9 protein-coding genes and 1 tRNA gene are annotated in these 12,833 nt (G+C 61.1%); 1 reads left to right on the top strand and 9 read right to left on the bottom strand.

The window, feature by feature from the left end:
• The first annotated feature begins 63 nt into the window (after nucleotides 1-63).
• Nucleotides 64-137 (top strand) — tRNA-Gln (locus AC0L2B_RS21400).
• A 132-nt stretch (nucleotides 138-269) separates the two neighbouring features.
• Here the strand turns inward: AC0L2B_RS21400 and AC0L2B_RS21395 are convergent.
• The 9 genes from AC0L2B_RS21395 to AC0L2B_RS21355 form a co-directional block, all read right to left on the bottom strand.
• Nucleotides 270-734, bottom strand: a complete 465-nt coding sequence (locus AC0L2B_RS21395; protein WP_473746733.1) for a translation initiation factor 2 — start codon at nucleotides 732-734, stop codon at nucleotides 270-272.
• Nucleotides 735-921: 187 nt separating this feature from the next.
• A complete protein-coding gene (locus tag AC0L2B_RS21390; protein WP_473746942.1) occupies nucleotides 922-3,534 on the bottom strand; it encodes a bifunctional diguanylate cyclase/phosphodiesterase in 2,613 nt (870 codons plus the stop codon).
• 362 nt (nucleotides 3,535-3,896) lie between these two features.
• Nucleotides 3,897-4,763: a class I SAM-dependent methyltransferase gene (locus tag AC0L2B_RS21385; protein WP_023803186.1), complete on the bottom strand. Its 867-nt coding sequence runs from the start codon at nucleotides 4,761-4,763 to the stop codon at nucleotides 3,897-3,899.
• Nucleotides 4,764-4,973: 210 nt separating this feature from the next.
• Nucleotides 4,974-5,411, bottom strand: a complete 438-nt coding sequence (locus tag AC0L2B_RS21380) for a YybH family protein (RefSeq protein ID WP_473746731.1) — start codon at nucleotides 5,409-5,411, stop codon at nucleotides 4,974-4,976.
• Between the two features lie 97 nt (nucleotides 5,412-5,508).
• On the bottom strand, nucleotides 5,509-9,318 hold the full coding sequence (gene metH / locus AC0L2B_RS21375) for a methionine synthase (RefSeq protein ID WP_473746730.1): 3,810 nt from the start codon (nucleotides 9,316-9,318) through the stop codon (nucleotides 5,509-5,511).
• Nucleotides 9,319-9,454: 136 nt separating this feature from the next.
• On the bottom strand, nucleotides 9,455-10,519 hold the full coding sequence (locus tag AC0L2B_RS21370) for an ornithine cyclodeaminase (RefSeq protein ID WP_473746729.1): 1,065 nt from the start codon (nucleotides 10,517-10,519) through the stop codon (nucleotides 9,455-9,457).
• Nucleotides 10,516-11,199, bottom strand: a complete 684-nt coding sequence (locus tag AC0L2B_RS21365; protein ID WP_473746728.1) for an FMN-binding negative transcriptional regulator — start codon at nucleotides 11,197-11,199, stop codon at nucleotides 10,516-10,518. The genes AC0L2B_RS21370 and AC0L2B_RS21365 overlap by 4 nt, the downstream gene beginning before the upstream one ends.
• A gap of 42 nt (nucleotides 11,200-11,241) precedes the next feature.
• The gene (locus AC0L2B_RS21360) at nucleotides 11,242-12,123 is read right to left on the bottom strand and encodes a branched-chain amino acid ABC transporter permease (protein WP_473612561.1); all 882 of its coding nucleotides are present in this window, start codon (nucleotides 12,121-12,123) and stop codon (nucleotides 11,242-11,244) included.
• 3 nt (nucleotides 12,124-12,126) lie between these two features.
• Nucleotides 12,127-12,831 (bottom strand): ABC transporter ATP-binding protein, encoded by a 705-nt coding sequence (locus AC0L2B_RS21355; protein WP_473519452.1) that lies wholly within the window; start codon nucleotides 12,829-12,831, stop codon nucleotides 12,127-12,129.
• Nucleotides 12,832-12,833 lie beyond the last annotated feature (2 nt).

The following is a 12,833-nucleotide window of genomic DNA, read 5'->3' as shown; positions in this document are numbered from 1 at the left end:
GCTACAAGGCACGCGCGGCGCCATCGTCGCCCTGCCCGCGCGGTTTTCTTCAATCGCGCCTGCTGGGGAATAGGTTAACGGTAGACCCACGGACTCTGACTCCGTTAGTCCTGGTTCGAATCCAGGTTCCCCAGCCAATTGCTTTAAGAGATCAACAGCTTACGTGCACAGTAAGGACTGTGCCATTTTCACGCCGTTTCCGTAGCGACTCGTGTCCCTTGCTGCCTTCCCCATTGCCAAATGCGGCGCCAGGAACGCGCAAGAGCAGGCTACACTCCAGCGCGGGAGCTATTGTTCGTCGCAGGTGGCGCAGGCGGAGGAACAATCGCCTTGCTGCTTTCGCCAGGCGCGTCAGTTGGAACCAACGTTATGAGTGCAGGATTTGGAGAATGATCGAGCGTCGCACCCGTCATTGCATCCACGCCCACTCCTATCAGTCCCCCGACCAAGATGTTGCCTGCTAGACCTGCGGCGCCTTTTCCGCTCATGTTCGTGCCAATATAAAGGCTGCCCGGTTTGTATCCTTCCTTCTCAGCAAAAGCCGTGAACCCCTCCTTCCGGCTTACTTCGACCGTGCAAGGTGAAGCCGGGCACGAATGACCAAGCGAGGTTCTGATCGTGGAATCTGGTGGTTCGGAGTTGATGGAGACTTTGTCGGTCGTGCCACGCACCACCGATGCGCAACCCGTCATAGCAACCGTTGCCGCCAAGGCAGCACAAAGATGGATTTTCATTTGATTCCCCCCAAAGTGCAGTAGTGGCGCAACGCCGAGATCTGCGCAAGCAGAGTTACTGCAAGGGTTTGGGCGGCTAGCAAAATAAGGCAACGCTGGTTGCACAGCGGTTGCGCCTGACATGCGTGTCAGCACAAATCCTAAGACTCAAAGCGTAACGCTACTCTGTCACGTGAGGCTTATGCGCTTATACTCTACCCAACCGGAGCGGTTCATCCAAAACCCGTTCCGTGCGCAGACGCCGAGATCGAACAAATGCCTTTAGTCCGTCGGCATCCAATGCATGCCCGAAGGCATAACCCTGCAGTATGTCGCAGCCCAAGCTCTTGAGTGTCTGTGCGTGCTCCATCGTCTCGACACCCTCGGCTACGACCTCGATACCCAGGGATTTGCCGATTTCAATGATCGATGAGACGACCTGCCTTCGTTGCGGCGATTTGACAATAGGAATGACCAATTGGCGATCTATCTTCAACCGGCGAGGCTGCAGCTTGAGCAAGCTGACTATAGAGGCGTAGCCCGTGCCAAAATCGTCTATTTCTATGTCAATGCCGAGCTCTTTTATCTGCTCAAGATTCCAGGTAACAAAATCATCATTTTCGTCAAGGAAAATTGACTCAACAAGCTCGAAGGCAACTGTTCCCTTCTTGATATTTAGTTCCCTAAGACTCTTTATGAGTTCCTCATCCTGAAGGCGGCGTGCCGAAACATTGACTGACACCCGCGGAATATGGAGATTCGCAGCAGACCACCCTTCGAGATCCAAAAGCGATTGCTCTAATATGTTTCGATCGATGATCGAGACGACATTCAATTCTTCCGCAATCCTTAGGAAGACGTCGGGCGCCAAAATGCCCTTCTGCGGATGCCGCCATCGCGCCAGCGCCTCAACCCCAACAATTTCAAGCGTTTTTGCGTCAAATTGCGGCTGGTAGAAGGGGATGAACTCGTTGCGCTCAAGGCCGCCGAGAATTTCGTCGGCAATCCGTTTTGTCTCGACGATCTCGCTTTGCATCGCCTCGGTGAAGAACTCGTATCGATTGCGCCCACGACTCTTTGCCCGGTAAAGCGCGATGTCAGCGTTGACCAGCAGGTGTTTGGCTTCGACATCTTTTCCGTTATCGACTGCAATTCCCACGCTCACGCCAAAACGGCATCGATGGCCCTGATAGTAGACCGGTTCCCGCATCTGGCTGATGACGCGGTCAGCGAGCAGCGCCAGTTGCTCGATATCGTCATGCACCGCGCACAGGACGATGAATTCGTCTCCTCCGATCCGAGCGACGAATCCCTCGCCATCGACCTTGGATCGGAGCACGGTCGAGGCGTGAACAAGCATTGCGTCGCCTGCGGCGTGGCCAAGCGTATCGTTGATGTGCTTGAACCGATCGAGATCAATGTGGAGCAGTGCCGCATACCCGCCGGTCCGCCTGGCGTTTGCCGCGTAATCTTCCAGCACCTGGTCGAGGTAACGCCGGTTGGGCAAACCGGTCAGCGAATCGTGGAGCGCAATGTGCTCTATGCGCGCCTTGGCCGACTCGAGTTCTGCATTTTTCGACTCGGAAAGCTGTTTTGCGCGAACCAGGTCCTTGTTCAACAGGACATCGGCTGTCACATCCCATTCGGCGCCAATCATTTTTGGGGTGTCGTTTGCGTGCCGGTAAATTATCGCCTTGGATCGGACATGGCGAATCTCGCCATCCGGCCGAATAATCCGGTACTCCGACAAATATGGCCCGCCGCCGGCCGTCGCGCGGTCGAAATCGGCGTTGGCGCCAGCCAAATCATCCGGGTGGATTGCTCCCGCCCAGTCCAGGTAGCCGCGGCCCTCCCCGGCTGGTTTGCCGTATATTTCATTGACGCGGTCGTCCCACGTCAGTTCGTTGGTCGCGAGATCGTGTTCCCAAACGCCAATAGCCGACGCTTCCAGAGCGAGTTCCAGGCGTCTCGACAATCGACTCAGTTCCGCATAATTGCGCTGTCTCTCGCCAATCAGGCGACCGGTCACCAGGAATGGAATCACAACCAACGCCCCGGCCACCGCCATGATGGAGCGCAAGAACCACGCGTTGTCGGGCGTCGAAGGCCAGCCGTTTTTGGGAATGGCTGCGATCCGCCACGAACCGGACGGAAGCAGGACGTCGGCTGTCACCGGATTGCTCTTGGCGACGCGCTCATTGCCGAAGAATTGCTCTCCGGTTGGACCGAGAGCGTCCTTACCAATCAGCGCTATGTCAATCCCGAGATCATCGTCAAGCAGGCCGCTCGCCTTATAAAGGCGCTGAACGTCGACAACGGCCGAAATGATGCCCCAGAACCTTTCGGTGTTGCCCGCACTGCGTACAAAGACCGGAATACGGCCGACGAAGCCTTGCCCTCCCTGCCTCAAGTCGACGGGACCGGCAAGAATTAACTCGCGCTTGTCTCGCGCCCTCAGCGCGGCCAGACGCTGCCGCTCGTCCTTGCGGTAATCAAGGCCTATGGCCTTGTCGTTGCCATTCATCGGGTACATCAGAGAAATGACCAGATCGGGCGCGCCGGCAATATTCTTCAATTGCGAGCCCCTGCCAAACAGGTTGCTCGCCAGCGAGGCGAAGCGTTGCTGTCCCATATAGGGCTCAGTCACGACCGCCGCGACCAGTCCCTGCACCAGTTGAAGGTTTCCGTTGATGTTGCCTTCAAGCTTGGCGCGGATAAGATTGACCTTGGCCAGGACATCCGCTCGGGCGGCTTGATCCGAGACGACTTTGTTCTGGTGGTCCGCGAACGCTGCGCCAATGGCAATAACGATCACCGCCATTGCCGCCGGTATATTTGCCGACGAGAAAACGGCCTTCTTGATACCGCCGAACCTAGCGCGGAAAGGAGCCAATAGGCGATTCCTCAGATACTATTCAGGTTCTGGGCCAACCCGACCAAGGTATATTAGCTATCAATGTTTAATTTTGACCTTCACGGGTCCTAAAAATTTTGCACCCTCCAACCGCCAGAGGTGGCCGGAGTGGCTGACACGGACCTGCGGCTCCGGCTGACGACTTAAAGCGCGTCGCGGCTGAATGGATTGGTGCGACGCGCTTCAGGTTTTATTTGATGCATGTCGTTATCGCAAAACCGCTGCACACCCTCGTTCAAGCCCGAGGGCATGCTTTTGCGCGACATGCATTAGTGGCCCTCAATCGCCTTGGCGGTAACCAGGTAGGGTATCTTGCCGACGCTACGTTTCGTCGCGCCAATGGAATAGGCCATTGGGATCTTGGGAGAGTTCTCTGGCAGGCCGTACATATCCTTGCCGGCCCTCACGGCAAATGAAAAGTGCTGCCACGAAACCGTGTCATGCTCATTGAGAAAATCCAGCGTCAGCCCAGCTGAAATCAGCGCGTTCACCACGTCGCTGACCGGATGAATCCACTCATAGTAGCGCGGATGTTTCAAGATGCGGTCGTCGCCGGTATAGGTGAGTTCTTCGTTCCATGCGAGTGGTCGGGCTATTGGCGTTCGCCAGTCATGCTTGAACTCCAGCGCCGCAGCCTTGCGGTCACACTGGAACATCAACGGATGGCCCTCGGCGAGATAGAGCCGGCCGCCGGGCCGCAGCAGATCGGCAACCACCCGCGCCCAGCGGAACACGTCGTCAAGCCAGTTTACCGAACCCCAGGTAACGTAAGCGATGTCAAAGGTCCGGCCAAGCGCTTCGACTGCCTCGAACAGTGGCGCCTCCACGAAGCGCACGTCAGTGCCTGCCTTTGCAGCGAAATCCCGCGCCGCTGCGATCGCCGTCGGTGAAAAGTCGAGGCCGGTCACGCTGCCCGCGCCCAGATTCTTCAAGCTGATCGTGTCGAGCCCGATATGGCATTGCAGATGGACGATATCCTTGCCGACAATGTCACCGACCTCGCGCGTTTCCAGCTCATAGAGATTGGATCCGCCAGCCAGTACATTTTCTATGTGGTAGCTGCCCGTTGTGTCGGTCGAATGCAGCTCGGCTCGATCATCCCAATTAAGGCGGTTCGCGCCAAGAAACGGTTCCAAATTGCCCCCTCAAGTCCCTGCCGAGACCAATATGTATGGTAAACAGAACGTTAATATACCTTGCAGCTAAAGTGTCGCGCGTCAATCCGTGGCGGTACGGTGCACCACCGGCCCCGATCGATTGGTCAGCGAATTCGGCAAGCCTCTTGGCGAGGTCGGTCGACGGGCAGCGCCGGAAGAAATTTGTTGTCGTGCGAAACGTCCGCGGAGCTACGACTGAAACTCCGGCTGTGCCTGCATTGTCCGGAGATCGATCGGCATGGATATGTGTTCGTGCGTGATCATCCAGCGGTCGCTCATCTTCTGCAAACCCGACGTCACCCGCACCCAATAGTCGGCCTTCTCGCCGTTGGTTCTTTTGCTTCTGACGTGGCACAGACCATAGCAGAACGCCACGTCATCTCTGACTGTGACGAGCAGTTCGTGCACCTCATAATCAATCGGGCCGTCAACCGAGGCAAACCACGCCTCGAAATTCTTTCGGTAGGCATCGGCGCTCTCGATCCGCAGCGGCGGCCTGATGTCGAATACGACAGTAGCCGCGGCATAGTGTGCCATCAGGGCTTCTATGTCCTTGGCCCGCAATGCCTGCACCAGGTCATCCAGGCCTTTGCGGATTTCCACTTCTTCTGCAGTCGGGGTCTGCATAGGGCTCTCCTTTCATCGCATGATGAGCGGGCCAGGCCGGTGCTCTCGAAGCGATGCACCTGGTCATCGACCGCGATGCCAGGTCAAAGCTTCTGCCTTACTGCGCGGCTTCGGCGAAGGGGGTCGGCACATAGTTGAGTATAGGGCCGAGCCAGCGCTCGACCTCGGCGAGCGGCATGGCCTTGCGGCGCGCATAGTCCTCGACCTGGTCGCGCTCGACCTTGGCCACGCCGAAATAATAGCTTTCGGGATGCGACAGGTAGATGCCGGACACGGAGGAGCCCGGCCACATCGCAAAGCTTTCGGTCAGGCTGACGCCGGCGTTGCGCTCGCCGTCGAGCAGGCGGAACAGCGTCGCTTTCTCGGTGTGGTCGGGTTGCGCCGGATAGCCGGGCGCCGGGCGAATACCGCGATAGGGTTCGCCGATCAGCTCGTCCGGCGCCAGATCCTCATCCGGCGCATAGGCCCAGAACTCCTTGCGCACCTTCTCGTGCAGGCGTTCGGCGAAGGCTTCGGCGAAACGGTCGGCCAGCGCCTTGACCATGATCGACGAGTAGTCGTCATTGGCACGTTCGAAGCGCTCGGCGATCGCCGCTTCCTCGATGCCGGCGGTGACGATGAAGCCGCCGAGATAGTCGGCCTTGCCGCTGTCCAAAGGCGCAACGAAATCCGACAGCGCGACGTTCGCCTTGCCGTCGCGCTTGGTCAGCTGCTGGCGCAGCGTGAAGAAGGTCGCCAGTTCCTGCGACCTGGCATCATCGGTGAACAGCCTGATATCGTCGCCGACGGTATTCGCCGGCCAGAAGCCGATGACGCCCTTCGGCGCGAGCCATTTTTCCGCGATGATCTTTTTCAGCATCGCCTGGGCGTCCTCGAAGAGCTGGCGTGCCGCCGGCCCTTGCGCCTCGTCATCGAGGATTTTCGGGTAACGGCCCTTCAGCTCCCAGGTCTGGAAGAACGGCGTCCAGTCGATATAGCGCGCGAGCTCGGCCAGGTCCCAGCCTTCGAAGACTTTCAGGCCGAGGAAGGACGGCTTCGGCGGCGCGTAGGCCGACCAGTCGATCCGGTGGGCGTTGGCACGCGCCTTGGACAGCGGCAGGCGCTGCTTGTCGGCTTCGCTGCGCGCATGCGCATCGGCGACCTTCTTGTATTCGGCGCGAACGTTGTCGACATAACCGCCCCTGGTCTCGTTCGACAAAAGTGCCGACACCACGCCGACCGCGCGGCTGGCATCGGCGACATAGACGGTCTGGCCACTGATATAGCGCGGATGGATCTTTACTGCGGTATGCACGCGGCTGGTCGTAGCACCGCCGATCAACAGCGGAATGTCAAAACCTTCGCGCTCCATCTCGGCGGCCATGTGCGCCATCTCGTCGAGCGAGGGCGTGATCAGGCCGGACAGGCCGATGATGTCGACCTTTAGCTCGCGCGCCGTCTGCAGGATCTTTGCCGCCGGCACCATGACGCCGAGGTCGATGATCTCGTAATTGTTGCAGGCCAGAACCACGCCGACGATGTTCTTGCCGATGTCGTGGACATCGCCCTTCACCGTCGCCATCAGGATCTTGCCGGCGGTCTGGCGCTCGCCGGTGTCGACGCCTTTGGCGGCATTCGCCAGCTTCTCCGCCTCCATGTGCGGCAGCAGGCCGGCGACGGCCTGTTTCATGACGCGGGCGGATTTCACCACTTGCGGCAGGAACATCTTTCCCGCGCCGAACAGGTCGCCGACGATATTCATGCCTGCCATCAGCGGACCTTCGATGACGTGCAGCGGACGCTCGGCGGCGCGCCGCGCCTCGTCCGTGTCCTGGTCGATGAATTCGGTGATGCCGTTGACCAGTGCGTGCGAAATGCGCTGCTCGACCGGCCAGTCGCGCCAGGCGAGATCGCGTTCCTGCGCTTCCTTGCCCGCCGTGCCCCTAAAACGTTCGGCGAGTTGCAGCAGGCGTTCGGTCGCGCTGCCGCCGCCCTTCGGCTGGCGGTTGTTGACGACGTCCTCGCAGGCTTCGCGCAGTTCCGGATCGATGGTGTCATAGACGGCAAGCTGTCCGGCGTTGACGATGCCCATGTCCATGCCGGCCTGGATGGCATGGTAGAGGAACACGGCATGCATGGCCTCGCGCACCGGCTCGTTGCCGCGAAACGAGAAGGAGAGGTTCGACACGCCGCCCGATATGTGGACATGGGGGAGCGTCGCGGTGATCTGCCTGGCGGCTTCGATGAAGTCGACGCCGTAATTGTTGTGCTCATCGATGCCGGTGGCGATGGCAAAGATGTTCGGGTCGAAAACGATGTCCTCGGGCGGGAATCCGGCCTGCTCGGTCAACAGTCTGTAGGCGCGGGTGCAGATTTCGACCTTGCGCGCCTGGGTGTCGGCCTGGCCGTCCTCATCGAAGGCCATGACGACCACCGCCGCGCCATACGCGCGGACGAGCTTCGCATGGTGCAGAAAAGCCTCCTCGCCCTCCTTCATCGAGATGGAATTGACCAGCGGCTTGCCCTGCACGCATTTCAGGCCGGCTTCGATGATCTCCCATTTGGAGCTGTCGATCATCACGGGTACGCGGGCGATGTCCGGCTCGGCGGCGATCAGGTTGAGATAACAGACCATTGCCTCCTTCGAATCGATCAGGCCTTCGTCCATGTTGATGTCGATGATCTGCGCGCCGTTGGCGACCTGGTCGCGGGCGATTTCGAGCGCAGCGGCATAGTCGCCCGCGGTGATCAGCTTCCTGAATTTCGCCGAGCCGGTGACATTGGTGCGCTCGCCGACATTGACGAACGGAATCTCGTCGGTCAGCGTGAACGGCTCGAGCCCCGAAAGGCGCATCTGCGGCTCGATGTCGGGAACAGCGCGCGGCGGATATTTCTTCACGGCCTGTGCGATGGCGCGGATGTGGTCGGGCGTCGAGCCGCAGCAGCCACCGACGATATTGACCAGGCCGTCGCGGGCGAAATCCTCGATCTGCGCGGCCATGAACTCCGGGCTTTCGTCATATTGGCCGAATTCGTTGGGCAGACCGGCATTCGGATAGGCGCACACAAAGATGTCGGCGACGCCGGATATTTCGTCCAGATGCGCGCGCATGGCTTTGGCGCCCAGCGCGCAATTGAGGCCTATGGTGAACGGGTTGGCGTGGCGGACCGAATGCCAGAAAGCCGTCGGCGTCTGGCCCGACAGCGTGCGGCCCGACAGGTCGGTGATCGTGCCGGAAATCATCACCGGCAGATGCACGCCCTTCTCGATGAAGATCTCGTTGCAGGCGAAGATTGCCGCCTTGGCATTCAGCGTATCAAAAATGGTCTCTATCAGAATGATGTCGGCACCGCCGTCAATGAGACCGCGCAGCTGCTCGCCATAGGCAAGGCGCAATTCGTCGAATGTCACGGCGCGGTAGCCGGGATTGTTGACGTCGGGCGACATCGAGGCGGTGCGGTTGGTCGGCCCCAGCGCACCGGCGACGAAACGACGCTTGCCGTCCTCCTGCTCGGCCCTTGCCGCTGCCCTGCGCACCAGCCGTGCACCGTCGCGGTTCAGAGCGTAGACCGCGTCCTCCATGCCATAATCCGCCTGGGCGATGGAGGTCGAGGAGAAGGTGTTGGTTTCAAGAATGTCCGCCCCGGCGATGGCGTATTGATAGTGAATCTCCTCGATCGCCTTGGGCTGCGTCAGGATCAGCAGGTCGTTGTTGCCCTGCTGATGGCAGGCGCACTCGGCGAATTTGTCGCCACGGAAATGGTTCTCGTCGAAACCCAGGCCCTGGATCTGCGTGCCCATGGCGCCATCGAGGATGAGGATGCGTTCGCGCGCCGCCGCCGTCAGTGCAGCAAGCACTTCCGAACCGTCGGGCTTGGCCGCGACGGGGCCGAACAGGTCGTCCAGCGATGTTGGGTTTTGCGACATATTTCGTCCTCAGGGCGACGGTCGCGCTTAGGCGACATAAAGACATCTTTATGTGAGTATACGGGATTTGTCTGCCGCTGTCACCCTGGGGCGGGAAGGCTCAGGGGTGGCTCGACGTTTGCGCTGCCGGCCGGCGCTACGACGCCACCTGCGCAGTCTTCGCAGCCGCCGCTCTCAACAGCATCCCGAACAGGTCGCGCGGCTCGTCTGGGTCGGCCAGCATGTCGAGTTGCTGGTAGAGGCCGGTCGACGGCAACTGGTCCCTGATATAGCGCAGCGCCGAAAAATCCTCGATGGCGAAGCCGACGGAATCGAACAGCGTGATCTGGCTGGCATCGCGGCGGCCTTCAGCCAAGCCGGTGATGACCCGCCACAGCTCGGTCACCGGATGATCGGGTGCAAGCTGCTGGACCTCGCCCTCGATGCGGGTCTGCGGCGGATATTCGACGAAGATATCGGAGCGCAGCAGGATGTCGCGATGCAGTTCGGTTTTGCCAGGACAATCGCCGCCGACGGCGTTGATGTGGACGCCCGAGCCGACCATGTTGTCGGTGAGGATGGTGGCATACTGCTTGTCGGCGGTGACGGTGGTGATGGTCCCGGCTCCCTCGACGGCCTCTTCGGTAGAGCGGCAGGCGACCATGTCGAAGCCCAGCCCGGCGAGATTGCGGATGCATTTTTCCGTCGCCGTGCGGTCGATGTCGTAGAAGCGCAATTCGCGCACACCGAGCAAGGCCTTGAAGGCCAGCGCCTGGAATTCGGCCTGGGCGCCGTTGCCGATCAGCGCCATGCAGTTCGCACCGGCCGGCGCCAGATGTTTGGCCGCCAGCGCCGACATCGCCGCGGTGCGCAGCGCGGTCAGGATCGTCATTTCCGACAAAAGCACCGGGTAGCCGTTGTGGACATCGGCGAGCATGCCGAAGGCGGTCACCGTCTGGCGGCCTTCGCGCATGTTCTTCGGATGGCCATTGACATATTTGAAGCCATAGACCTCGCCGTCGCTGGTCGGCATCAGCTCGATGACGCCCTCGGCGCTGTGCGAGGCGAGGCGCGGCGACTTGTCGAAGGCCTCCCAGCGGCGGAAATCGTCCTCGATGTAGAAGGCGAGCTCGGTGAGGAAACGCTCGACGCCGATCCTCAGCACCAGCTTCATCATGTGGTCGACGCTGACGAAGGGGACGATGTTGAGATTGGGGATCATTTTGTCCTTGCCCGCATTGCTGCAACGGTCAGTCCTTGCGATGCGCGTTGTGCATCTTCATCATCGTCGGCCAGCGCCGGATCGCTTTCCTCAAGCCTGCCAATCGCGGCATTGGTATCGTAGAGCCGTTCGTCCTGGCCCATCTTGAACTTGGCCTCGAGCCGTTCGATCGGCAGGTCGAAACCCAGAATATGCGGGATGCGCCGCTGCATGCCGCCCGGCCCGAGTTCGCGCATGCGCCAGCGATCGTCGCGGTCCTTTTCCAGCACGTCGACGAGTTGCAGCAAATGGCGGATGGTGGCGAGATCGTCGAGCTGAACCGGCCGGCCGTGGCAATGGACGACGGCGAAATTCCAGGTCGGCGCGCTGTCGCGCACCGGATTGCGCGGATACCAGGAGGGCGAGATATAGCCATGCGGTCCGTGGAAGATTGCCATCGTTTCCCTGCCCTCGGCGATCAGCGCGATGTGCGGGTTCTGCCGGGCCAGATGCGACACCAGCGTGCCGTTCGCTCCCCGCTCGCGATCGAGCACGAAAGGCAGATGCGAGGCGACGAGCCCCTGTGGTCCGGTTGTCACCACCGTGGCGAAGGCCGCCGCCTCAATCAGGCCGAACACCTCGTCCAGCGACAGCGGTGCGAATTCGGGTTTCGTGTACATCGTACCTTCTTGTTGTTGCATGATCCGTTCCGAAAACCGGGCCCCACTTTTCAGGATCATGCTCTAGCTTCTCTGCACGCGAACCGCCGGGATCAGGCCTTGCGGCCGCACCAGCAGCACGGCGATGACGCCCGACAGCACGATGGCGTCGCGGTAGGGTGCGACCGCCGCCGGCAGCGTCGCCTGCAGCAACACTTCGATGATGCCGAGCAGGAAGCCGCCAGCGACGGCACCGGGCAGGCTGCCCAGCCCGCCGACGACGGCGGCGATGAACGCCTTCAGCACTGGGGTAAAACCCATCAGCGGGTCGACGGAAGCGCGCTGCGCCACCCACAGCATCGCCGCCAGCCCGGCGAGCAGGCCGGAAAGCAAAAAGGCGGTGGCGATGATGCGGCTGGCCGGGATGCCCATCAGGCGGACGACGTTGAAATCCTCGGCCGCGGCGCGCATGGCGGTGCCAGTCACCGTGCGGCGCAGGAAGAGTTCCAGCGCAATCAAGGCCAGGGCCGAGACAACGATGGAGATGCTCGGGCTGACGCCGATGGTGAAGTCGCCGAACGAGAAGGCGCCGGTCATCCATCCGGGCATGGCGACCGGCTGCGGCCGAGCCGAGATGCCGTTCTGGAAGACGACCTTCAGCAGGCTCGAAACGGCGAAGCTGGTCAGAAGCAGGCTGGTGACGCTGGCGCCGCGCATCGGGCGAAAGGCAACACGCTCCATGGCAACGGCTGCGAGCGCACCGCAGGAGACGGCGACGAGCACCGCCGCTGGAAACGGCAGACCGAAAACCAGCGCGGCAAGCAAGGCATAGCCCGACAATGTCATCAGCTCGCCATGGGCGAAATTGATCAGTCCGACGATGGAAAAGACGATCGCGAGCCCCAATGCCAGCAGCGCATAGACGCCGCCGAGGCTCACCGCATTGATGATCTGCTGCGCGATCATGGCTCAGGCTCCGAGATAGGCTTGGCGGACGAGGTCCGAGGTGGCGAGTTCCTTGGCGGTGCCCGATAGCACCACCTCGCCATTGGCAAGCACGATGGCGCGGTCGGCGACCTCCAGCGCCAGCGCCACGTTCTGCTCGACGAGAAGGATGGTCAGCCCGCTGCGGCGCAGTTCGGCGATCAGGTCGAAGACCGTGTCGATCAATTGCGGGGCAAGACCGAGCGACGGTTCGTCGAGCAGCACCATGCGCGGCTTGCCCATCAATGCGCGAGCGATCGCCAGCATCTGCTGCTCGCCGCCGGAGAGATTGCCGCCCTTGACGCGGTGGTAGCGCCGCAGGATCGGAAACAGCTCCAGCATCTCCTCTTCGCGCACCCTCGCCTCCACCGCCGGCAGGTGCATCGCACCGCCGAGACGCAGATTGTCGGCCACGGTCAGGCCGGCGAAAATGCGCCGGCCTTCCGGCACCAGCGACACCCCCTTGCGGGCGATCGCCTCAGGCGCCAGGCCGGTGATGTCGACGCCGTCGAAGACCACTTTCCCCGAGACGGCCGGCACCAGCCCGGCAATGGCGCCAAGCGTCGAGCTCTTGCCGGCGCCATTGGCGCCGACCAGCGCGATGATCTCGCCGCTGTCGACGGCGAGATCGACGCGGCGCACCGCCTCGACCTCGCCGTAGCGGATCCTCAGGGCTTCGACGCTCAGCATGA

It is taken from the genome of Mesorhizobium sp. WSM4815, assembly GCF_055811575.1.
The sequence above is the reverse complement of the archived record's forward strand: the minus strand, read 5'-3'. Positions and strand labels throughout refer to the sequence as shown.